This is a genomic window from Polaribacter batillariae (genome assembly GCF_017498485.1).
In the GTDB taxonomy this organism is placed as follows: Bacteria; Bacteroidota; Bacteroidia; order Flavobacteriales; family Flavobacteriaceae; genus Polaribacter; species Polaribacter batillariae.
In genome coordinates this window covers 3718382-3742882 of sequence record NZ_CP071795.1, presented here as the reverse complement: position 1 = coordinate 3742882, position 24501 = coordinate 3718382, and the positions used below count along the sequence as shown (strand labels likewise).

At 30.6% G+C, this 24501-nt stretch carries 14 protein-coding genes and 2 pseudogenes; 11 read left to right on the top strand and 5 right to left on the bottom strand.

Annotated elements, in window-relative coordinates:
• Positions 1-12: 12 nt before the first annotated feature.
• The gene (locus JL193_RS16465) at positions 13-3120 is read right to left on the bottom strand and encodes a SusC/RagA family TonB-linked outer membrane protein (protein WP_207971801.1); all 3108 of its coding nucleotides are present in this window, start codon (positions 3118-3120) and stop codon (positions 13-15) included.
• Positions 3121-3311: 191 nt separating this feature from the next.
• On the opposite strand from JL193_RS16465, the gene JL193_RS16460 reads away from it, so the two are divergent.
• Positions 3312-7400, top strand: coding sequence for a hybrid sensor histidine kinase/response regulator transcription factor (locus JL193_RS16460; RefSeq protein ID WP_207971800.1), 4089 nt, complete (start codon positions 3312-3314; stop codon positions 7398-7400).
• Positions 7401-7413: 13 nt separating this feature from the next.
• Here the strand turns inward: JL193_RS16460 and JL193_RS17330 are convergent.
• Positions 7414-7506: pseudogene (locus tag JL193_RS17330) on the bottom strand (helix-turn-helix domain-containing protein); the annotation flags it as partial.
• 232 nt (positions 7507-7738) lie between these two features.
• Here JL193_RS17330 and clpB point away from each other — a divergent pair.
• The 5 genes and pseudogenes from clpB to JL193_RS16435 all read left to right on the top strand — a co-directional run bounded on the left by clpB (position 7739) and on the right by JL193_RS16435 (position 13174).
• Positions 7739-10348, top strand: a complete 2610-nt coding sequence (gene clpB, locus JL193_RS16455; protein WP_207971799.1) for an ATP-dependent chaperone ClpB — start codon at positions 7739-7741, stop codon at positions 10346-10348.
• A gap of 212 nt (positions 10349-10560) precedes the next feature.
• Positions 10561-10989 (top strand): Hsp20/alpha crystallin family protein, encoded by a 429-nt coding sequence (locus tag JL193_RS16450; protein WP_207971798.1) that lies wholly within the window; start codon positions 10561-10563, stop codon positions 10987-10989.
• A gap of 63 nt (positions 10990-11052) precedes the next feature.
• On the top strand, positions 11053-11508 hold the full coding sequence (locus JL193_RS16445; RefSeq protein WP_207971797.1) for a hypothetical protein: 456 nt from the start codon (positions 11053-11055) through the stop codon (positions 11506-11508).
• 110 nt (positions 11509-11618) lie between these two features.
• Positions 11619-12601: pseudogene (locus JL193_RS16440) on the top strand (IS30 family transposase).
• 75 nt (positions 12602-12676) lie between these two features.
• A complete protein-coding gene (locus JL193_RS16435) occupies positions 12677-13174 on the top strand; it encodes a SixA phosphatase family protein (RefSeq protein WP_207971796.1) in 498 nt (165 codons plus the stop codon).
• Between the two features lie 168 nt (positions 13175-13342).
• Here JL193_RS16435 and JL193_RS16430 read toward each other — a convergent pair whose 3' ends face one another.
• The 3 genes from JL193_RS16430 to JL193_RS16420 all read right to left on the bottom strand — a co-directional run bounded on the left by JL193_RS16430 (position 13343) and on the right by JL193_RS16420 (position 18866).
• The gene (locus tag JL193_RS16430; protein ID WP_207971795.1) at positions 13343-16066 is read right to left on the bottom strand and encodes a DNA gyrase/topoisomerase IV subunit A; all 2724 of its coding nucleotides are present in this window, start codon (positions 16064-16066) and stop codon (positions 13343-13345) included.
• A 176-nt stretch (positions 16067-16242) separates the two neighbouring features.
• Entirely contained in the window at positions 16243-16794 is a 552-nt protein-coding gene (locus JL193_RS16425; RefSeq protein WP_207971794.1) for an ORF6N domain-containing protein, read from the bottom strand.
• 212 nt (positions 16795-17006) lie between these two features.
• Positions 17007-18866: a DNA topoisomerase IV subunit B gene (locus JL193_RS16420; RefSeq protein ID WP_207971793.1), complete on the bottom strand. Its 1860-nt coding sequence runs from the start codon at positions 18864-18866 to the stop codon at positions 17007-17009.
• A gap of 464 nt (positions 18867-19330) precedes the next feature.
• Here JL193_RS16420 and lysA point away from each other — a divergent pair, with 464 nt between their 5' ends.
• From lysA to JL193_RS16395, 5 genes are all read left to right on the top strand, one after another.
• A complete protein-coding gene (gene lysA / locus JL193_RS16415; protein ID WP_207971792.1) occupies positions 19331-20575 on the top strand; it encodes a diaminopimelate decarboxylase in 1245 nt (414 codons plus the stop codon).
• A gap of 88 nt (positions 20576-20663) precedes the next feature.
• Positions 20664-21179 (top strand): GNAT family N-acetyltransferase, encoded by a 516-nt coding sequence (locus JL193_RS16410; RefSeq protein WP_207971791.1) that lies wholly within the window; start codon positions 20664-20666, stop codon positions 21177-21179.
• Between the two features lie 131 nt (positions 21180-21310).
• Positions 21311-23458, top strand: a complete 2148-nt coding sequence (locus JL193_RS16405) for a Tex family protein (protein ID WP_207971790.1) — start codon at positions 21311-21313, stop codon at positions 23456-23458.
• 207 nt (positions 23459-23665) lie between these two features.
• The gene (locus JL193_RS16400; RefSeq protein ID WP_207971789.1) at positions 23666-23959 is read left to right on the top strand and encodes a type II toxin-antitoxin system HigB family toxin; all 294 of its coding nucleotides are present in this window, start codon (positions 23666-23668) and stop codon (positions 23957-23959) included.
• 3 nt (positions 23960-23962) lie between these two features.
• Positions 23963-24319: a helix-turn-helix domain-containing protein gene (locus JL193_RS16395; protein WP_207971788.1), complete on the top strand. Its 357-nt coding sequence runs from the start codon at positions 23963-23965 to the stop codon at positions 24317-24319.
• Positions 24320-24501: the final 182 nt, after the last annotated feature.

Below are 24501 nucleotides of genomic sequence, written 5' to 3'. Positions count from 1 at the left end.
CTGTTTTTATATTTAAAATTTTAAATTTAATCCGAGATTAAATGATCTAATTTGTGGATATCCTCCCAAGTTAAAACCACCTTCTCTTTGTTCTGGGTCTATAAACTTATTTTCTGAAAAAGTTAGTGCATTCGTTGCGTTTACATATAATCTAAGTGAAGTTATATTTAAATTTTTAGCAACGTATTTTGGAATTGAATATCCCAATTCTATATTCTTTAAACGAATATATTTTCCGTCTTGATTTCTAAATGTAGAAGGTAAATTATTAATAGATTCTGTTTGAAAATCTCGAATTGCTGGTTGTTCTCCTGGAATCCATGCAGAGTTTGGATCTGTATAATCTGCTTTTCTCCAACGATCTGAAAAATACTCCCAAGTATTTACGTCTAAATTTCCTTCAGAAAATGCAGTATAATCAAAAATACCTAAATTAAATTCTGATCTTGCTGCCCCTTGCCAAAACATAGAAAAATCGAAACCTCTCCATTCGGCATTAAAATTAGCCCCAAAAATTAATTCTGGGTAAGCACCTCTTCCGATTGGTTTTTGATCTTGTTCGTCTATAAAACCATCTCCATTATAGTCTTCGTATTTTAAATCTCCTGGTAAAATTACTGCATTACTGCTTACTCCTCTATGTATTGGTGCATTATCTATTTCTTCTTGGTTTTGATAACGACCTATTACTTCATGCCCCCATCGAACATTATTCCAATTTCCATCGGCATCAAACCTCCATCTAGTACGACCGTTTGTGTATTGCCCATTATCTTCATTATAAATATTTTTCGTTCTAGCCCAAGACAAATTACCTGTAATGCCATATTTAAATTCTCCAATTTTATAATCGTGCCCAATAGACAAATCGAATCCAACAGTTCTATCACTATTTAAATTATACACTGTTGCTAAAGCCCCAGCATTATCGTTATTACGTTGTGCAGGTAAACCCTCTCTATTTCTTACAAAATACTCTGCAGATACTGTAAACAGATTTTCCCATAATGTTGCCTCGAAACCTAAATTTAAAGTAGTTGAAGTTGCCCATGTAAAATCTGGATTTGCTTCATTTGTTTCAGTAGGATTAAAAAGTACTCTATCTCCAAATGCTAACGCATTTCCTGGATATAAAAATCCACTTTGGTAATAATTAAACCCAGTATTTAAATAATAATTTCTAGCAGACGATAAATCTCCTAATTTACCCCAAGATGCTTTTAACTTAAATTGTGTTAGTGTATTAGAAATACTTTCCATAAAGTCTTCTTTAGATACTACCCAACCTACTGCAGCAGAAGGGAAAAAACCCCATTTTTTTCCTGGTGCAAAGTGCTGTGCTCCATCATACCTAAAATTAAAATTTAATAAATATTTACTTTCGTAATCGTAAGAAAGACGACCAATTATAGCTTCTGATACTAACTTTCTTTCATAATCTGTATTGAATTTATTTAGTGTATTTAATCCACCAGCGAATTGATCTAAAACCGTTGAAGGAAAATCTCCTACTGTAGAGTTAAAAGAGTTAATTTCTGATTGATTTCTCTCATAAATAAGACTTGTATCAAAATTATGACCTTCAAAACTTTGTTTATAATTGATAAAACCTTGCAAGGTTAATGTTGAATTAAATCCGTCTCCACGGCTTAAAGTAGCTTTATCGGCATTGGAAGCATTGTTACTTAATAAAAATTCTCCTGAATCTTGTGCAAAACTACGATACACAATATCTGTATTCCAAGTTTTTTGATTTCTATCGTAGGTATCGTAACCAACCACCCCTTTTAATGATAACCCATCTAAAAATGGTACTTTATATTCCGTGATAAAGTTTATATTGTAAGTTCTTTCGTTTCGTCTGCTGTAACCAGAAGCATTTGGGTCTGCCAAAGCAACTGGGTTTCCACCTCCTGTGGTTGTAGGACTCGCATACTCTTTAAAACCTGGATATTTTACTGGAATAAATGGTGCTGATCTTAATCTAGCTGCTATAAGTTCAGATGAAGCTCCTGGATATTCTACTTGATTAATAATTCCTCCAAAACCAAGAGATACTTTTAAATTATCATTTAAATCTACATCTATATTACTTCTAACATTAAACCTATCTTTGCTTACCGAATTTGTTTTCCAGATACCTTCTTGATGTAAAAACCCACCAGACATAAAATATTTAATTTTTTCTGTACCTCCAGAAATATTTACATTATGTTGTGAAATAGGTGCCGCTCTTAAAAGTTCGTCATACCAATTTGTATCATAATCATACACTCTTCTTTCTAAATCTGCTGCAGTTACTTCGTTACCTCTAATAAGTGCTTCGTTGGCTCTATATTCTGTAACCAATGTTTGCCACTGATTTGTAGAGAGTACCTGTGGCATTCTATGAGGTTCTTGCAAACCGTATCTTGTAGATAAACTAAATTTTGGTTTTCCTATTTTACCTCTTTTGGTTGTTACCAATACTACACCATTGGCACCTTGGTTCCCATATACTGCTGCAGAAGCTGCATCTTTTAATACAGAAATACTCTCAATTTCATTTGGGTCTAGATCTGAATAATCTCTACCCTGAACCCCATCTACTATAATAAGTGCATTACCAAAACCTCTAATTTGAATATTTGCGCCATCTCTTCCTGGTTCTCCTGAAGTTTGTCTAGAAAATACCCCAGATAATCTTCCTGAAAGAGCACTTTGCAAATTAGGTACAGATGCTTTTGCTAATTCTGCAGAACTTACTGTAGATACAGAACTTATAATTTCTGATTTTTTCTTTGTACCATAACCAACTACTACAATTTCACTTAAAGCAGAAACATCGTCTTGTAATACAACATTTATTATCGTTTTATCTCCAACAGTAACTTCTTTAGTTTTAGAACCTAAATAAGAAAATACTAAAACAGCATTATCTGTTATTTTGGTAATTGTATAGTTGCCATCGAAATCGGTTGATACCCCATTTGTTGTACCTTTTACCAATATAGATACTCCTGGTAAAGGTTGGTTATCTGCAGAAGTTACCTTTCCTGTAACCTGTTTCTGTGCAAACATTGCTACAGAAAACAAGAGAAAGGTAAACATCAAATTCATTTTAAAAAAGATTTTTTTCATGGATATAATATTTATAATTATTTTATGAGGGTAAAAGTATAGTTGAACCTTAATTATTTGGTTTAATTTTTAATCTTTATGGTTTCTTTATCATTCTATTTTAAGAAATCTTTAAGAAATCGTTAATCAAATAATTTTATTTAATTATATTGACTTACATATACAATAAAGTAAAATTATACTCTTAAAATATGCGGTTTAAAGTATTAATATCATTATTTTTTATAGCTTTTTCGACCATTTTTTCTCAGAATAAAAAAATATTATTTGAAGAATTTGTTATTGAAGATGGCTTGGCTTCTATAAATACTATTTTAAAAGATAAAAATGGTTTTATGTGGTTTGGAGGCACCCATGGCTTATATCGGTTTGATGGTTATAAGTTTAAAATTTTCACGACCAACAACTCGAATTCTCTCTCTTTAAGTAATAACAATGTAACTTCTTTATTTGAAGATGCCGAAGGTTATTTATGGGTAGGCACCATGCATGGTGGTATTAACAAATACAACCCAATTACAGAGACTTTTACGAATTGTAATAATTCAAAAAAAAACATCTATAAAAGAAATTATATTACCACCATTTCTGGTGACTTTAAAAAAACTATTTGGTTTGGAACCTTTGGTGATGGATTGTATCGTTTTAACAAACAAAACAACTCCGTTAAAAGGTTTTTTAAAACTGAAAAAAATAAAAATACGATTAGTAATAATAATGTGTTTTCAATTATTGTAGATAACTCTAGAGTATGGATTACAACGAATGCCGGAACTTTAGATTGCTATAACTTAAACTCTAAAACATTTAATTATTATAAATATAGAAACAAAGAATACAAGAGCACTCGAACTGGGCAAAGAATGTGTTTAGACTCTTACCAAAATTTGTGGGTTGGCACTGAAAGTGATGGTTTGTATAAATTCGATACCAAAACAAAAACATTTAAACATTACCAAAAGGAAGTAAAATCTATAAGTTCTAACGAAATAACCGATATAAAAGAAGGCAAACCTGGTGAAATTTGGATGACTACCTATGGTGGACTTAATTTTTTTAACACCAATACAAACAAAGTAATTTCCTACAAAAGCGATATTTACGATGAACACAGCATTACTAACAATGTCTCTTACAGTCTTTTTATTGATAAAAACACCAATATATGGATGGGAATGGGAGATGGTACTGTAAATAAAACGATTAATTCTCCATTTGAAATATACCAAACATCGTATTCTAAAAAAATAAAAAGCCTTAGTTTTAATGTGGTTACTTCTCTTTATTTGAATAAAAATAACTTGTGGATAGGAACTGGTGGTGGTGGTTTAGACAGATTAAATTTAACAAATAATACTTTTTATAATTATAAAAATACACCCAGCAATAATAAATCCATTCCTTCTAACATTGTTATGACCGTTATTGTTGATGATGAAAATACTGTTTGGACAGGTAATTTTAAAAACAGTATTATTGGTTTTAAAGATAAAAAATCCAACGATTTTTTTGAAGCACCAATCTCATCAAATTTAAACAACGATTTTACCAATCCTTTGGTTTTTGACCTTATTGAAGACAATTTTAACAATATTTGGATTGCAACTTACAATAATGGTTTGTATAAATACAACAAATCTACACACTTACTTACCAGTTTTCCTGAACTGAAAACGAACAAACTTATATGCCTTCATATAGACAAATCTAAAAATATATGGGTTGGTACAGACAGGGGTTTAAAATTATACGATACAACAAACCAATCGTTCTTTACACTTAAAGATTTAGGCTTTCAGCAAAAAACAACTACTAAATATCCAATAAAGGATATTTTTGAAGACAAATCTGGCAATATTTGGCTTGCAACAGAAGGTGATGGTATTTTCTTTATCAATTTAAATAAAAAAGAAATAAAAAATATTAGAAAAGAAAACGGTTTACCAAGTAATTCTATGTATGGTATTATTCAAGATAAAAATAATAATTACTGGTTTGGTTCTAATAAAGGTATTATTTCTTACAATCTTGTAAAAAACAAAATCTTTACCTATAACACAAGCGATGGTTTGCCTACCAACGATTTTGAATCTGGTGCCATTGCTATATCTCAAAATGGTAAGTTGTTTTTTGGCAGTAAAAAAGGGTTGATTGCTTTTTACCCAGAACAACTCATCAACAAACCCACTCCAATAAACTTGTTAATTACGAATTTACGAATTTTTAATAACGATATAAATCCATTAGAGCAAATAGAAAATTACAAAGCTTTAGACTCTTCCATTACCTATAAAAAAAACTTACAACTACCTTATTCTTTAGACAACTTTGGTTTTGAGTTTGCTGTACCAGGCTACAGTTCGCCACACAATATCGAATATCAATATAAATTAGATGGAATTGATAATCGCTGGATGACAACATCTTCGGAACGACATTATGCAAACTATTCTAATATACCAAGTGGCAGTTATACTTTTAAAGTAAGAGCTTTTAACGAAAATCAACAAGACACAAATAATAACATTGCAGAAAAAGAATTAAAGATAACTATTCACCCAGTTTGGTGGCAATCTAATGGTGCTTATTTTATATATTTTCTCTTAATAGCTGGCTTAACACTTTATATTTATAGAGGAATAAGAGATCGAGTGCGATTAAAAAACGAATTGCTTATCGAAAAATATAAACACGAAAAAGATGAAGAATTACATCAATCTAAAATTAACTTTTTTACCACAATATCGCACGAATTAAGAACATCACTTACGCTTATTTTATCACCTATACAGCAATTATCTACCATAAAAACGAACAATAAAGCATCTAATTTAATTATGACGATGAACAGAAATGGGCAACGTCTTTTAAGTTTAATCAATCAAATTTTAGATTTTAGAAAATTAGAATCTACTACCGCAAAATTAAATGTTTCTAAAATAAACCTACCAGAGTTTTTTAATGAATTATGCATCCCTTTTTATCAATATGCAAATGAGAGTAATATTCAGTTTCAACTGACCATTTCTAATAGTTGTAATACAGGTTGGGTAGATGCTGATAAGTTAGAGATAATTATTTACAATGTGCTCTCAAATGCCTTTAAATACACCAACAATAAAATAGATGTAAATATAGATTTAGATGATAAAGATGAAAAATTAATCATAAAAATTAAAGACAATGGTAAGGGAATTAGAGAAGAAGAAATTAAAAAAATATTTCAAAATTTTTACCAAATAAACACCACCACTCAAACCTCTAAAGGAAGTGGAATTGGCCTTGCCATTACCAAAAACTTGGTAGATATTCACTTAGGAGAAATAGAGGTAAAAAGCGAACCCAATGTATATACTGTATTTAACATTACCATTCCAATAGTTAATAATTTTTATGATGAAATAGATTTTTCTGAACAACCTTCTCGTATAGAAATAGATAATTTGGTGGAGCTAGAAACTCCTTTTTTACCCAATTTAGATACTTCTGTAGAAACAATTTCTGTTTATAAGCCTTTATTATTAATTGTCGAAGATAATTTCGAATTGATGAATCTTCTTAAAAATCATTTTTCAAGTAGTTATAAAATTGTAAGCGCCACCAACGGTTTAGAGGCTTGTGAAAAAGCTTTAAACGATATACCAGATGTAATTATTTCTGATATTATGATGCCAAAAATGAATGGATTAGAGTTCTGTAAAAAGTTAAAAACAGACATTAGAACTTCGCACATTCCTATTATTCTTTTAACAGCAAGAGGTTCTCATACGTTTCAAATGGAAGGTTTCCAGTATGGAGCAGACGATTATATTACCAAACCTTTTAACATAGAATTGCTAAATCAAAGAGTAAAAAACTTGTTAGAAACAAGAAAAATTCTTCGAGAAAAATTTAGAAAAGATGCCTTATTTGAGCCAAAAGACATTGCTATAAACAATACTGATGAGATGTTTATAGAAAAAATAATGAAAATTATAGAAAAAAACATGTCTGACTCTAAATTTACCGTTAAACAGTTAAGCGCAGAAATAGGAATGAGTCATTCTGTATTGTACAGAAAAATAATCGCGTTAAGTGGACAAAATATTAATGAATTTATAAAATCCATAAAACTAACAAGAGCTGCACAGTTAATTTCAGACAGCCATTTATCTATTAATGAAATTAGTGATATGACTGGGTTTTCCAATCCTAAATATTTTAGCACCTGTTTTAAAAAGAAATACAATACAACCCCCACTAAATATAGAGAAAAAAATATGAAGCGTTCAATGATGTAAAGTAAAATCGCCATCATTTGTTTCGGTTAAAATTTGTTTTGCCTTGTTCTATTTTACGAATCAATGTTAGAGCAACTCCTCCTCTATCTGCAAATTCTTTTTGGGTAAATCAACTTCTTTTTCTATTTACTATTTACTATTTAAAATTATTGTAAAGTAAAAATAACACAAAGCATAAAAAAAAAGGACAAAAAGTCAGTAAACACAACGCTTTTACAGACATTTTGACGTGTCTTTTACCGCAATTCTACTTGGTACTGAATTTGCTTTTAATCGATTGTAAAATTAAATTAAACAGATGACAAGGAGTTTAAACCCCTTGCTTAAAAAAAATAGATATGAATTTTAATAATTATACAACAAAATCGCAAGAGACCATACAGATGGCGCAACAAATTGCGCAAGGTTTTAGTCACAATCAAATAGAAAATGAGCATATTTTTAAAGCATTAACACAAGTAGATGAAAATGTATTGCCCTTTTTATTGAAAAAATTAAATATCAACATAAATATTGTGAACCAGATTTTAGACAAACAATTAGAAAGTTTACCTAAAGTTACTGGAGCAGAATTAATGATTTCGAGAGAAGCAGGTAAAACATTAACAGAAGCATCTGTAATTGCCAAAAACATGAAAGACGATTATGTTTCTATCGAACATTTAATTTTAGCCATTTTTAAATCGAAAAGCAACATTGCACAGGTTTTAAAAGACCAAGGTGTTACAGAAAAACACTTAAAATTAGCCATCGAAGAATTAAGAAAAGGCGAAAGAGTAACCTCTCAATCTCAAGAAGAAACTTATAATTCTTTAAATAAGTACGCAAAAAACTTAAATCAATTAGCGCAAGATGGAAAATTAGACCCAGTAATTGGTAGAGACGAAGAAATTCGAAGATTACTGCAAATTTTATCTAGAAGAACAAAAAATAACCCCATTTTAGTAGGCGAACCAGGAACTGGTAAAACCGCTATTGCAGAAGGTTTGGCACATAGAATTGTAGATGGAGACGTACCAGAAAACCTAAAAGATAAATTAATTTTCTCTTTAGATATGGGAGCATTAATTGCAGGTGCAAAATATAAAGGAGAATTCGAAGAACGTATAAAAGCCGTTATTAAAGAGGTAACTACTTCTAATGGAGATATTGTACTTTTTATCGACGAAATTCACACATTGGTTGGTGCTGGAGGCGGACAAGGAGCCATGGATGCAGCAAATATCTTAAAACCTGCTTTGGCTCGTGGAGAACTACGTGCCATTGGTGCAACTACCTTAGACGAATATCAAAAATATTTCGAGAAAGACAAAGCTTTAGAAAGACGTTTCCAAAAAGTACAAGTAGATGAACCCGATACAGAAAGTGCCATTTCTATTTTAAGAGGAATTAAAGAAAAATACGAAACACACCACAAAGTTCGTATAAAAGACGAAGCCATTATTGGTGCTGTAGAATTATCGCAACGTTATATAACCAACCGTTTTTTACCAGATAAAGCGATTGATTTAATGGATGAAGCTGCTTCTAAATTACGTATGGAAATTAACTCTAAACCAGAAGAATTAGATGTGTTAGACCGTAAAATAATGCAACTAGAAATAGAAATTGAAGCCATTAAACGCGAGAAAGACGAAACAAAACTAAAATCATTACGTTCCGATTTAGCCAATTTAAAAGAAGAACGAAACGAAATCAATGCAAAATGGAAATCTGAAAAAGAGGTGGTCGATAATATTCAGAATACAAAATTAGACATCGAAAACTTTAAAATTGAAGCAGAAAAAGCAGAACGTGAAGGAGACTATGGAAAAGTTGCAGAAATTAGATATGGAAAAATTAAACAAGCACAAGAAAAACTAGAAGAACTTCAGAAAACTTTAAGAGAAAACCAAAACGAAAAATCTTTAATAAAAGAAGAAGTAACTTTAGATGATATTGCAGAAGTGGTTGCTAAATGGACAGGAATTCCTGTAACTAAAATGATACAGTCTGAACGCGAAAAACTACTAAAATTAGAAGCCCAATTACACAAACGTGTTGTGGGGCAAGAAGAAGCAATTGTAGCCGTTTCAGATGCTGTAAGACGTTCTAGAGCTGGTTTACAAAACCCTAACAAACCTATTGGTAGCTTCTTGTTTTTAGGAACCACTGGAGTTGGAAAAACAGAGTTGGCAAAAGCCTTAGCAGAATATCTTTTTGACGACGAAAACGCCATGACCAGAATAGATATGAGTGAGTACCAAGAACGCCATTCTGTAAGTAGATTAGTAGGTGCACCTCCAGGTTACGTGGGGTATGACGAAGGTGGACAATTAACAGAAGCCGTTCGTAGAAGACCTTATTCTGTAGTACTTTTAGATGAAATTGAAAAAGCACACCCAGATACTTTTAATATTCTTTTACAAGTTTTAGATGAAGGTAGATTAACAGATAATAAAGGGCGTGTTGCAGATTTTAAAAATACCATAATTATTATGACCTCTAACATGGGAAGTCATATAATTCAAGAAAAATTTGCAGACCCAAAAGCAAATATTGAAGCAATTACAGAAGTCGCAAAAATTGAAGTTTTAGGCTTATTAAAACAATCTGTGAGACCAGAGTTTTTAAATAGAATAGACGATGTTATTATGTTTACACCTTTAACAGAAAAAAATATTTTCGAAATTGTAAAATTACAAATCGAACATTTAAAGAAAGTTATTGGTAAACAAGAAATTACCTTAGACGCAACAGACGAAGCTATTAAATATTTGGCAAAGAAAGGCTATCAGCCAGAGTTTGGTGCAAGACCCGTAAAAAGAGTCATTCAAAAAGAAGTTTTAAACGAACTTTCAAAAGAAATTCTCTCAGGTAAAATAACAACAGACAGCATTATTCTACTAGATTCTTTCGACGATAAATTGGTTTTTAGAAATCAAACAGATTTGGTAGAAGAGTTGTAACAAAATAATTATAAAAATAGTTTTTGGTTGATTCGAAAAAGCGGTTTAGCGAAAGTTAAATCGCTTTTTTGTTTTTACTTAAACAATTAATAACGAGAGATATATGACAATTTTTCAAATAAAACGAAAAAATGTCATACTTTTTGGTTTGGCATTTTATTTGCTTTTTATGTATTAAAAAAATGAATGTTTAACTTAAAAAAATGTAAATTATGTTATTAAAGAAAACAGATTTTCCAGTTTTACCAAATGTCTTTAGCGACTTTTTTAGAGATTGGTCAACAACTAATTTTTCTGACACAAATACTACATTACCGGCTGTAAACATTAAAGAAAATGAAAATGATTTTATAGTAGAAGTGGCTGTGCCAGGAATGGACAAAAAAGACTTTAAGATAGATTTGGACAACGATGTGTTAACAATTTCATCAGAAAAAAAGACAGAAAACGAAAAAACTGATGATAATTACACAAGAAAAGAATATAGTTACATGTCTTTTAGAAGAAGCTTTACACTTCCAAAAGGAGTTGTAGATAGCGACAAAATAAAGGCAAACTATAAAAATGGTGAATTAAAAATTACAATTCCTAAATTAGAGGAAGCAAAACCAAAGCCTGCGAAACTAATTGAAGTTCACTAATTTTTATTAACTTACAACAAAGGCTGCTTACAACAGCCTTTGTTTATTTTAAACTTTAAAGTCATGAAAAAAATAATTTTATTTATTTTGACTTTAACATTTTTTAGTTGTCAAGGTCAAAACAAAACAGAGAAAAAGAATGGTGAAATAAAAAAAGACACCATTAAACCGAAAACCAATATTCAAGTTCATAAAGAATATGACGAAAATGGAAATTTAATAAGTATAGACTCTACCTACACTTATTTTTATTCGAATATTAAAGGAGATTCTTTATTGGAAAAAGATTTTTATAAAAAATTTAAATCTAATTTTAGCACTCAACTTGGCTCTTTAGATTCTGTTTTTATGAATAATTTTTTTGGAAAATCTCCATTTAAAGAACCTAATTTTTATACAGATGATTTTTTTGAAAGTAATTTTAAAAATCATCAAAAAAGAATTCAAAAAATGCTAAAAAGAATGGATTCTTTAAAAAACAACTATTACAAAAAACAGCAAAATTTAAAACAACTTTAAGTAATAAATAAAGCTTCCTAGATTCAAATGCTAGTGCAAGTTTTTGATAGGATTTTCCTACGGGTTTTACCCCGTTAGGAAAAGTCCAAAAAAAGTCAAAGATTTGTGATATGAACTACAAACAATTAACTTTCGAACAAAGGTACTCAATAGAATTAATGCTTAAGGCAAAAATTAGTAAAAAAGAGATTATTAAATCACTTTGTATTAATGAAAGTACTTTTTATAGAGAATTGAAAAGGAACTCAAAACCTAGGACTTATAGTGCTAAACACGCACAAAAATTAGCTGATGAGCGTAAAAAAGAAGGCCATTATAAGACTATTTTTTCAACGGAAATGAAAAAAATAATCAAAGAAAAAATGATTAAATTTCAATGGTCTCCAGAACAGATAGTTGGTTGGTGTAAACTTAAAGCAATACAGATGGTCTCTCACGAGCGAATTTACCAATATGTTTGGCAAGATAAAAGACAAGGAGGATTGCTTTATAAAGAACTACGAACAGGTCAAAAAAATATAAAAAAAGGTATGGAAGTAAATCCAATAGAGGACAAATACCCGATAAAGTGTCTATAGAAAAACGTCCAAAAATTGTAGAACTCAAAGAAAGAGTAGGTGATTTAGAATCTGATTTAATTATAGGAAAAGACCATAAAGGAGCTTTATTAACCATTGTAGATCGCTATTCTAGTTTTTTATGGATTGAAAATGTGACAGGAAAAAAAGCAGATATGATTACAAAAATGACTATAAACACTTTAGCACCACATAAAAAATGGGTTCGAACAATTACCAATGATAATGGAAAAGAGTTTGCAGGACATAAAAAAATAGCAGAAAAATTAAATTGTGATGTCTATTTTGCTCACCCTTATAGCTCTTGGGAACGTGGACTTAACGAGTATACGAACAAACTTATCAGACAATATTTCCCAAAAAATGAACACTTGGATAATGTCAAACAAAAGGATATTTTTGAAACGGTAAACAAACTCAATAATAGACCAAGAAAAAAGTTAGGATACAGAACCCCTAAAGAGGTTTTTTATCAATTTATTAACCAAAATCAAAAACTTGCACTTGGTACTTGAATCTACGCTTTCTAAAACCGCCATTTAGAAGGCTTTTCTTTTTTTAGTTATATTCGTAGTTCTAAATTAATTATAATGAAAAAATTTGTATTTCTTTTTGCATTCGTTTTTTACCTATTGGCTTCTTGCACTTCACAAGAAACTACCACGTATTATTTAATTCGTCACTCAGAAAAAGATAGATCCGATACAACAAACAGAAATCCGAATTTAAATAAAAATGGGCAACAAAGAGCTAAAAAATGGGCTGCTTATTTTAAAGATATTCATTTAGATGCTGTATATTCTACAAATTACAATAGAACCATGCAAACAGCTACCCCAACAGCAGAAAGCAAAAATTTAGAAATTAAAAACTACGACCCAAGAGACATGTTTAATACAGCGTTTAAAAAAGAAACCAAAGGAAAAACAGTTTTAGTCGTTGGCCATAGCAACACAACTCCTGCTTTTGTAAATAAAATTTTAGGTGAAAAAAAGTATGAAGATTTAGATGATAATAACAATGCAACACTATTTACAGTAATTATAAAAGGCAATAAAAAAACGAGTAAAATAGAAGAGATAGAATAAGTTATTCTAAGCCCACCATGTTATAACGCCAAAAACTAGACATTAAAACTTTACTATAAAATACCTACAAGGTTTTTTAAAACCTTGCAGGAAACCTTTAAAACTTTGCAAGAAAATTTTAAAATCTTGCAGAAAACTTTTGAAACTACAAAAACAGAAAATTAACTTCTAAAATAACTTTTGTTGCGAATCATCAGAATTATCTTTTTTCTTTTGAATGGCTTTCTTTAACAACGCTTGTTTTTTCTCTTCTTTATCTGCATCCTCTAAAACAGGTTTTTCTACAACAGGAACATCAATGGGTAATTTATCTTCGATTATCTCTTTATCAACCACTTCTATTTCTTCGGAAGTTGCTTCTTTGTTTTCTTCTTCAAAAGGCAAAGATTCTAATAAATTAACTTGTTTAATTTTTTCTGTAGTTAATTGATTTCCTAACGCTTTTATTCCTTTAATGGCAATAAATTCTTCAAAATTTACTTCTTCATTATCCAAACTTCTTTTAGAAAATTGTACTTCTGCAACTGGCCTATAGTCTGTAGCTACAATTTCTAATTGGCTTTTAGGGTGATCTGAAATAAACTCTTCTTCTTTTTCTGGAATTTCAATTAAAAAACGTTTTACGTAATAGCGTTCCTTTTCGCCATCGTAATAAATGGCTGAGATGGGTTTGTTAGGTTTCCATTTTTCTAAGACAATCATATCATCTTCAAAATGCATTGCCAAATCTGGCTTTACTGCTTTTGCTTTTCCGCTTTGTGTGACGATTAAAAGTTTGTCTTCTGCTTTAAATTCACCTAATAATTCGCCTCTACCATCTACATTTAAACGTTGTACAGCATCATCGAACCAAATTTTACGCGGTTTTAAAGTAGAGACTCCTTCCGATTTAAAATCGACAGATTTAATGGTATATTTTGTAATTCGATTGCCACGAACTCCCCTTCCTTTTACGGCTAAATCTGCAAAATCGATATCCCATTTTAGTTTTTTAACGCTTCCAATAGAACGTAAATTAATGGTTACAACTTCTGCTTCTCCATTGGGGTTTGCAGAAAAGTACAAAACTTTAGAGCCTTTATTTCCGTTTGTTAAATCGTACTCTTTATCACGCGTTACAGAAGTTACATTAAAACGTTTCATGTAAGAAGGCCCTTTTGTGCCATCTCTATACATATAATTGTAAACTGTTCTTTTGTCTTTTTTCTTAAAAACAGCTACGTGAATAATGTCTTTGCCAACAAAAGTTTTAGAGTCTATTTTGGTAACCATCATTTTACCATCTTTTCTAAAGACAATAATATCATCAATATCCGAACAATCGCAAACAAACTCGTCTCTTTTTAGAGAAGTTCCAATAAAGCCTTCTGCCCTATTTACATACAATTTTGCATTGTTCATGGCCACTTTAGAGGCTACAATGTCATCAAAAATTCGAATTTCTGTTTTACGCTCTTTACCTTTTCCATATGTTTCTTTTAAACGTTTAAAATAGTCGATTGCAAAGGCTATTAAATTGTCTAAATGCCCTTTTACAGTAGCGATTTTATCTTCTAAAGCTTCAATAAATTGCTTGGCTTTATCAATATCGAATTTCGATATTTTTTTAATTCTTATTTCTGTTAAACGTGTAATATCTTCAACAGTAATGGCGCGTTTTAAATGTTTAATATGTGGTTTTAATCCTTTATCAATCGCCTCAATTACGCCTTCCCAAGTTTCTTCTTCTTCGATATCTCTATAAATTCTTTTTTCAATAAAAATTCTTTCTAAAGACGAAAAATGCCACTGCTCTTCCAATTCATTTAACTGAATTTCTAACTCTTTTTTTAGCAATTTAACTGTTAAATCTGTAGAGTGTTTCAACAATTCAGAAACTCCTAAAAAAACGGGTTTATTATTCTCGATCGTACAACATAAAGGAGATACAGATGTTTCGCAATTGGTAAATGCATACAAGGCATCTATGCTTTTATCTGGCGAAACATTGGGTGGTAAGTGCACTAAAATTTCTACTTCTGCTGCAGTATTGTCTTCAATTTTTTTAATTTTTATTTTTCCTTTTTCATTGGCTTTAATAATGCTATCAATTAGCGACGAAGTTGTGGTTCCGAAAGGAATTTCATTAATTACCAACGTTTTTTTATCTAGTTGAGAAATTTTTGCGCGTATTCTTACTTTTCCTCCGCGTTTTCCATCTTTATAATTGGTAAAATCGGCAATTCCACCTGTTAAAAAGTCAGGAAAAATTTTAAAACTTCTTCCTTTTAAATATTTAATGGATGCATCTATCAACTCAATAAAATTATGGGGTAATATTTTGGTCGATAACCCAACTGCAATTCCTTCTGCTCCTTGTGCTAGCAATAATGGAAATTTTACGGGCAAATCAATGGGTTCTTTTCGCCTTCCGTCGTAAGACATTTTCCAATTGGTAGTTTTCGGATTAAAAACAACATCTAATGCAAATTTAGACAAACGAGCCTCTATATATCTTGAAGCGGCAGCCCTATCTCCTGTGAGAATATTTCCCCAGTTTCCTTGCATATCAATTAGCAATTCTTTTTGGCCAATTTGCACCATAGCATCTGCAATCGAAGCGTCTCCATGAGGATGATATTGCATGGTATGCCCCACAATATTCGCTACTTTATTGTAACGACCATCGTCTAAATCTTTCATAGAATGCATAATTCTACGCTGTACAGGTTTTAAGCCATCTTCTAAAGAAGGCACTGCTCTTTCTAAAATTACATAACTCGCATAATCTAAAAACCACTCTTTGTACATGCCTGTAACCTTGGTAATGGTTTCTTCTTGAGGCGAATCTAAATTTTCATTTTCATTCGTTAGCTCTTCTTCGTGTTCGTTTTCGTTTATTTCTTCACTCATTTAAAAAGCGTTAAATCGTTTAATTGTGTAATTATATTTTGGGCGTTTTAACGGGCTTTGTGTTGCAATCTTTTTATTTTGTTCTCGATACAAATTTGTTCATTCTTCTCAAATTCACTCGAACTGACAATAAAAAGGATTTCCACTTCAATCCCTAACGCTGGTGTATTTGCGAACTATTTGCTTTCTCTTTTATCGTTTTTATACCCAATTTTTGTTCGTTCTTTTTCGTTTTCTTTTTTATCTATCAATTCATCTAAATAAGAAAAAACCAATTCTATATTTTTATTTTGGTTGGTCACTTTCTTTTTAATCTCTTCTATTTCTAATCTTAAGCTTAAATTATCGTTTAATAATTCTCGCATTTTTGTAAAAATTCTAATAATTTTAATATTTACTGCTATAGCTCTATCACTATTTAAAACACTTGATAACATGGCAACTCCTTGTTCTGTAAAAACCATTGGGGCATAACGCAAACCCATCTTGTCAGAATTGGAGGTCACAAATTGTGATCTCCAATTTTTAAACTCACTTTTAGTTAATTCAAACATAAAATCTTCAGGAAAACGATTTAATTTTCTCTTTACTGCTTGTTTTAAAACTCTTGTTTCCACTTGATATAATTCCGCCAAATCTCTATCTAACATTACTTTTTGATTTTGAATCAAATAAATTTTGTTTGAAATAATTTCATCAGGGACTAATAAGTTCTCTTCTTTTTTCATTTTTTATAATCTTGAGAAGTCAATTTAACACCTTTAGTTTTTATTAACTATTCTTCTTAGATTTTACCAGAATAAAAGTGATTAAACCAATGATTCCAATGTAAGAGCCAAAATTACTTCTACTTCCTAAATCACTAAAATTAATTGAAAAAAGTAATAAAATTAAAATAAACAAGGCTATTAGGGAAATATTTTTGTTAAGTTTTCCCATTTTACATTTCCTCCTCTACAGTATCCAACTCAATTTTTAAATTCTCAATAATAAATTTTTGCCTGTCGGGCGTATTTTTTCCCATATAGAATTCTAACATTTGCTCAATAGACATTTCTTTATCTAACATTACAGGGTCTAAACGAATGTCGTTTCCAATAAAATGTACAAATTCGTTTGGCGAAATCTCACCCAAACCTTTAAATCGCGTTATTTCTGGTTTTCCTCTTAATTTCTCTATAGCTTCTCGTTTTTCTTCTTCAGAATAACAATAAAAGGTTTCTTTTTTATTTCTTACTCTAAAGAGCGGAGTTTCTAAAATATATAAATGCCCTTCTTTAATTAATTCTGGAAAAAACTGCAAGAAAAATGTAATTAACAACAAGCGAATGTGCATTCCATCAACATCGGCATCTGTAGCAATTACAATGTTATTGTATCGCAAATCTTCTAAACCATCTTCGATATTTAAAGCGGCTTGTAATAAATTAAATTCCTCGTTTTCATATACAATTTTCTTGCTTAAGCCGTACGAATTTAAAGGCTTTCCTTTTAAACTAAAAACCGCTTGTGTATTTACATTTCTAGATTTTGTAATGGAACCAGAAGCAGAGTCTCCCTCTGTAATAAACAAGGTGGTTTCTAAATGCGCTTCTTTTTTGGTATCTCCTAAATGAATTCTACAATCACGTAATTTTTTGTTGTGTAAACTTGCTTTTTTAGCTCTGTCTCTTGCCAATTTTCGAATTCCAGAAAGTTCTTTACGCTCTTTTTCTGCTTGCATAATTTTTTTCTGAAGTTTGTCTGCAACTTCGGTATTTTTATGCAAATAATTGTCTAATTGTGTTTTTACAAAATCGTTGATGTACGTTCTTACCGTTGGCAAGTCTCCACCCATTTCTGTAGAACCTAGTTTGGTTTTGGTTTGACTTTCAAAAACGGGTTCCATTACTTTTATGGCAATGGCAGAAATAATGGATTTTCTTACATCTGAAGCTTCAAAATTTTTTCCGTAAAATTCGCGAACTGTTTTTACAATGGCTTCTCTAAATGCAGCTTGGTGTGTACCTCCTTGTGTGGTGTGTTGCCCATTTACAAACGAATGATATTCCTCTGAATACTGTGTTTTACTGTGCGTAATGGCAACTTCTATATCATCGCCTTTTAAGTGAATTATTGGGTACAACATATCGTCTTGATTGTTGTTATCTTCCAATAAATCTTTCAATCCGTTTTCAGAAAAATACTTTTCTCCGTTAAAAATAATGGTTAAACCTGGGTTTAAATACACATAATTTTTTAGCATTTTAGAAACATATTCGTTTCTAAACTTGTAATTTTTAAAAATGGCTTCGTCTGGAATAAACTGAACTTTGGTTCCTTTTCTTCGAGAAGTTTCTTCTAAAAATTCTTGATTTTCTAAATTTCCCTGACTAAATTCTGCTGAAGCAGATTTTCCTTCACGAGAAGATTCTACCCTAAAATAAGAAGAAAGTGCATTTACCGCTTTTGTACCTACCCCATTTAAACCCACCGATTTTTTAAAGGCTTTCGAATCGTATTTTCCACCAGTATTCATCTTAGAAACTACATCTACCACTTTTCCTAAAGGAATTCCACGACCATAATCTCTTACTGTAACTTTACTTCCGTGAATAGAAATTTCGATGGTTTTTCCAGCACCCATTACATATTCGTCAATAGAATTGTCTAAAACTTCTTTTACTAAAATATAAATTCCGTCGTCGGCAGAAGAGCCATCTCCTAATTTTCCAATGTACATTCCTGGACGCATTCTAATATGCTCTTTCCAATCTAAAGACCGAATATTATCTTCTGTATATTTTGTTTCTTGACTCATAAAATATCTGACTACTGTTAGGTTTGAAGTACTCGTAAAAATAGGGTTTAAGAGAGAAAAATGAAACGGATTTACCAATTAGTTATCAACAGGATTTCAACGGAAATTTAGGGTTTATTTTTGATGATAAATTATGCTAAAAATGATTTAAAAATAACGCAAATTTAAAATTCAATAACGATTGTCTCCTCGAGGATTGCTGAAATTAAATGATAATTTAATTGAGAATAGCCAACAAAGTTCTCGAGAGATTATTTTACTTTTTTATAAGGTCTCGACTGCGCTCGACCAGAGATTGTTTTTATAAAAAATAATTCTTGAATTCGTGGCACGAAATACTCTCAAAAACCAATATAAGAATCACAATAAAAATCACAATAAAAAACAATTTGTTATATTTTTAAACAAAAACCTGTTTATTAAACAATTTGGTTACTTTTGACCCAAAATAAAAATATATTATTGTGGAAAGAACACAACTTTTAGAATTAGCAAATAAATACGGAAGTCCTTTATACGTTTACGATACAGATAAAATTGCCTCTCAATACAAACGATTAACGAGTGCATTTAATGCGGTTGATAATTTAAAACTAAATTATGCCGTAAAAGCATTATCGAACGTAAATATTTTAAAATTTTTAACCAATTTAGGGGCTGGTTTAGATACGGTTTCTATACAAGAAGTGCAATTGAGTTTAACTACTGGAATTGACCCTAAAAATATTATTTACACACCCAATGGTGTTTCTCTTCAAGAAATCGAAGAAGTTGCAAAATTAGGGGTTCAAATTAATATCGATAACCTTTCTATTTTAGAATTATTTGGGCAAAAACATCCAGAAATTCCTGTTTGTGTTCGTATCAATCCGCATATTATGGCTGGAGGGAATTCTAAAATTTCTGTAGGTCATATCGATTCTAAATTCGGAATTTCCATCCATCAAGTTCCTCACATTAAAAGAGTGGTAGAAAATACAGGCATGAATATCAACGGAATTCATATGCACACAGGATCGGATATTTTAGATATCGACACTTTTTTACGTGCCTCAGAAATTTTATTTGATGTGGCAAAACAATTTAAAAATATCGATTTTATAGACTTTGGTAGTGGCTTTAAAGTACCTTATAAAGAAGGCGATATTTCTACGGATATCGAACAATTAGGTATTCAACTATCAGAAAGATTTAACGAATTTTGTACAGAATATGGAAAAGAAATTACCTTAATGTTCGAACCAGGAAAATTTTTGGTATCAGAAGCTGGCTCTTTTTTAGCAAAAGTAAACGTGGTAAAACAAACCACCTCTACTGTTTTTGCACATGTAGATTCTGGTTTTAATCATTTAGTAAGACCCATGATGTACGATTCGTACCATCATATTACAAACATTTCTAACCCTAAAGGAAGAGACCGTTATTATTCGGTTGTAGGTTATATTTGTGAAACAGATACTTTTGGTTCTAACAGAAGAATTGCAGAAATTTCTGAAGAAGATGTACTGTGTTTCCACAATGCTGGTGCTTACTGTTTTTCTATGGCATCTAATTACAACTCTCGTTATTTACCTGCAGAAGTAATGGTTGTAGATGGAAAAGATTATTTAATTCGAAAAAGACAAACCATTCAAGATATTTTACACAACCAACAAGTGGTAGATTTTGCTCCAAAAAGTAAAACTAAAAAAGAGAAAGTTACCGCTTAAAATCTTAAAAAATAAATTATTTTAGCCACAGAAACACAATTTAAAAATTGTGATTTTTGTGGCTTTTTTAATGCAAATTATATTCGATATGAAAATTAGACGTTCTGCTTTTAAAGATGTTCCAAAAATTATGGAAATTATCGACGATGCAAAAGCATTGTTAAAATCAATGAATATAGATCAATGGCAAAATGGATACCCAAATAAAGAACAAGTTGAAAACGACATTAGCAATAAAGAAAGCTATGTTATTTTAAATGAAAATGACACTATTGTGGCTACAACTATGTTTACCACAAGAAAAGAACCTACTTATAAAAAAGTAATTGATGGTAATTGGATACAAGATGAATCTGAACCTTATGGAATAATTCATAGATTAGCGATGAGTAAAGATCATAGAGGAAAAGGCATTTCAAAATTTGTTTTTGAGCAATTGCATGAACAGTTAAAAGAAAAAAATATTAGAAGTTTAAAAATTGATACGCATGAAGATAACAAAACCATGCAAGCTTTAATTAAAAAAATGGGGTATGAATATTGTGGTATTATTTATACTAGTTATGGCGCAAAACGTTTGGCTTTTGAAAAAGTGATTTCTTAAATAAGCTAATGATTTTAGAGATATAACCTTGTCTTCTTGAGCACAGTTGAAAGGTTATTTTCTTATCAATTTTATAGTTCTCGACTGCGCTCGAACAGACAACCCAAAAGCTTTTAAAATTCAATCTAAAAATGCAACTACTTCAATACATAGTCCAACAAACACAACTTTCTAAACAATCTATAGAAAACACCATTTTATTATTAAATAAAGAGGCAACCATTCCTTTTATCAGCAGATATCGAAAGGAAATGACAGGCAATTTAGACGAAGTTGAAATTGGAGAAATTGTAAAATTCAAAGAACTTTACGAAACTTTAGAAAAACGAAAAATCGCCATTTTGAAAGCGTTAGAAGAACAACATGTTTTAACAGACGAATTAACACAAAAAGTAAACAATGCTAAAGATTTAATTGCTTTAGAAGATGTGTATTTACCTTTTAAAAAGAAACGAAAAACCAAAGCAGAAACCGCACGTTTACAAGGCTTAGAACCACTAGCTAAAATGATGATGAGTCAACGTGTAAATGATTTAGAATATACTGCATCAAAATACATAAATAATGATGTTGAAACCATTGAAGAAGCTTTGGAAGGCGCGCGTTTTATTATTGCCGAATGGATTAATGAACGAACGGATATTAGAAATAATATTCGTTATCAATTTGAACGATTTGCGCAAATTTCATCCAAAGTAATTAAGACTAAAAAAGAGGACACTTCGTCTGCGCTCAGTACAAGTTCCAAAGCACAAAAATTTAAAGATTATTTCGATTGGAGCGAATCTTTAAACAGAATTCCATCACACAGATTGTTGGCTATTTTACGAGCTGAAAGCGAAGGTTTTATTCGTGTAAAATTAGAGATAGATAATGAACGAGTTTTGCAAAAAATGGAAGATCGAATGATTCGTTCGCAAAACGCATGTTCAGAGCAAATTCAGTTAGCAATTGAAGACGCTTATAAACGTCTATTATTTCCTTCTTTATCTAATGAAGCATTATCTATCGCTAAAGAAAAGGCAGATGAAAATGCCATTTTAGTTTTTACAAAAAACTTAAAACAATTGTTATTAGGAGTTCCTTTGGGAGAAAAAAGAGTGTTGGCAATAGATCCTGGTTTTAGATCGGGTTGCAAAGTGGTTTGTTTAAATGAGCAAGGAGATTTACTGCATAACGAAACTATTTTTCCTCACGCTCCTCAAAATCACTCTTTTGATGCCATTAAAAAAATTAGTTCTTTAGCAGAAGCCTATCAAATTGAAGCGATAGCGATTGGAAATGGAACGGCATCTAGAGAAACAGAAGAATTGATAAAAAAAGTGCATTTTAGAAATAAAATTGACGTTTTTGTAGTGAGCGAAGCAGGAGCTTCTATTTATTCGGCTTCCAAAATTGCTAGAGATGAATTTCCCAATTACGATGTTACAGTTCGTGGAGCAGTTTCTATTGGAAGACGTTTGCAAGATCCTTTGGCAGAATTGGTTAAGATTGATGCAAAATCAATTGGAGTTGGACAATATCAGCATGATGTAGATCAAACGAAATTGAAAAAATCTTTAGATACAGTTGTAGAAAGTTGCGTAAATACAGTAGGTGTTAACATTAATACTGCCAGTGAATCTTTACTGAGCTATGTTTCTGGAATTGGGCCAAAACTAGCAGAAAACATCGTACAATACAGAAACGAAAATGGTGCTTTCAACTCGAGAAATGAAATTAAAAAAGTACCACGTTTAGGCGGAAAAGCTTTTGAACAAGCTGCTGGTTTTTTAAGAATTAAAAACGGTAAAAATCCTTTAGACGATTCTGGTGTGCATCCTGAAAGTTATACTATTGTTGATAAAATGGCAAAAGATTTAAAGAGTAAAGTTGATGATTTGATAGGAAACAAAGAAATCTTTCAGAAAATTAATTTACAAAATTATATTTCAGAAAATGCTGGTTTACCTACTCTAAAAGATATTATTAAAGAATTAGAAAAACCAGGAGTGGATCCAAGACAAAAAGCCAAAGTCTTTGCTTTTGATGCAAACATTAAAACAATAAATGATTTAAAAACAGGACAATTACTACCTGGAATTGTAAACAACATTACCAATTTTGGTTGTTTTGTGGATATTGGTATTAAAGAAAGTGGTTTAATTCACGTGTCTAATTTATCAGATACTTTTGTAAAAGACGTCAATACCATTGTGTCTTTACAACAGCAAATTATAGTAAAAGTTTTAGAGGTTGATGTGCTTAGAAAACGAATTCAATTGGCTTTGGTAAAGTAAAAATGTAAGTAAAAATCGCATTGAAACAAATTAATTCAAGCTATTCTTAAGATTATACTGAAGATTATAATTTTATTGAAGAAAATAAGGATATATAAAATTTCTTTGAAAAAAATTATTTGACATTGTTTGCAGCAAGCTGAAAAAAAATGAATAAATTACCAATTTGGTAACTTTTTTGTTATATTTGTTAAAAATTGGAGAAATGTGAGAGTAATAGCGAAACGAACTTTGCGAGATTTTTGGAAAAAACATGCTGACTGTGAAGATCAATTAAAATCTTGGTTTAGAGAAACTGAAAAATCTGCATGGAAAAATATCAATGAATTAAAAAACGATTATCCAAGTGCAAGTATTTTAAAAGACAACAGACTGGTTTATAATATTAAAGGTAATAACTATCGCTTGATTGTAAAATTCAACTTCGAATACCAAATATGCTGGATAAGATTCATTGGAACCCACGCAGAATACGACAACATAGATGCAAATAATATTTAATATATGAAAATAACACCCATAAGAAACGAAAAAGACTATCAAAACGCTCTAAACAGACTTGAAGAGATTTTTGATGCAAAAAAAGGAACTGAACAAGGAGACGAATTAGAAATTCTTTCAATCTTAATTGACAGATATGAAAATGAGAACTTTGCTATTGGAATGCCAGACCCAATTGAGGCAATTAAATTTCGAATGGAACAAATGGGAATGAAACAAAAAGATTTAGCCGAAGTTGTTGGATTTAAAAGTAGAGTTAGTGAAATTTTAAGCAAAAAGCGCAAACTAACTTTAGGAATGATTAGAAAACTGAATGCAACACTTCATATTCCTACTGAAGTTTTAGTTCAAGATTACTAATAAAAAGCCAGTTTCAACAATCAATATATAGTTTCTGATGATTTATCAAAAATTATAAAGAAAATGGAAATACTAAATACGATTACTTTCAATTAAAAGACAACTTAAAAAGTAGAAAAATTCAGAATCATTTTTATATACTAGACAAAGACATAAAAAAAGTGATTAAAAAATAATATTTT

Coding starts and splice junctions, on each gene's coding strand:
- JL193_RS16420 (WP_207971793.1), bottom strand. CDS start 18,866: ATGAGTCAAGAAACAAAATATACAGAAGATAATATTCGGTCTTTAGAT.
- JL193_RS16435 (WP_207971796.1), top strand. CDS start 12,677: ATGAAAAAATTTGTATTTCTTTTTGCATTCGTTTTTTACCTATTGGCT.
- JL193_RS16405 (WP_207971790.1), top strand. CDS start 21,311: ATGCAACTACTTCAATACATAGTCCAACAAACACAACTTTCTAAACAA.
- JL193_RS16450 (WP_207971798.1), top strand. CDS start 10,561: ATGTTATTAAAGAAAACAGATTTTCCAGTTTTACCAAATGTCTTTAGC.
- JL193_RS16425 (WP_207971794.1), bottom strand. CDS start 16,794: ATGAAAAAAGAAGAGAACTTATTAGTCCCTGATGAAATTATTTCAAAC.
- JL193_RS16465 (WP_207971801.1), bottom strand. CDS start 3,120: ATGAAAAAAATCTTTTTTAAAATGAATTTGATGTTTACCTTTCTCTTG.
- JL193_RS16445 (WP_207971797.1), top strand. CDS start 11,053: ATGAAAAAAATAATTTTATTTATTTTGACTTTAACATTTTTTAGTTGT.
- clpB (WP_207971799.1), top strand. CDS start 7,739: ATGAATTTTAATAATTATACAACAAAATCGCAAGAGACCATACAGATG.
- JL193_RS16460 (WP_207971800.1), top strand. CDS start 3,312: ATGCGGTTTAAAGTATTAATATCATTATTTTTTATAGCTTTTTCGACC.
- JL193_RS16430 (WP_207971795.1), bottom strand. CDS start 16,066: ATGAGTGAAGAAATAAACGAAAACGAACACGAAGAAGAGCTAACGAAT.
- JL193_RS16395 (WP_207971788.1), top strand. CDS start 23,963: ATGAAAATAACACCCATAAGAAACGAAAAAGACTATCAAAACGCTCTA.
- JL193_RS16410 (WP_207971791.1), top strand. CDS start 20,664: ATGAAAATTAGACGTTCTGCTTTTAAAGATGTTCCAAAAATTATGGAA.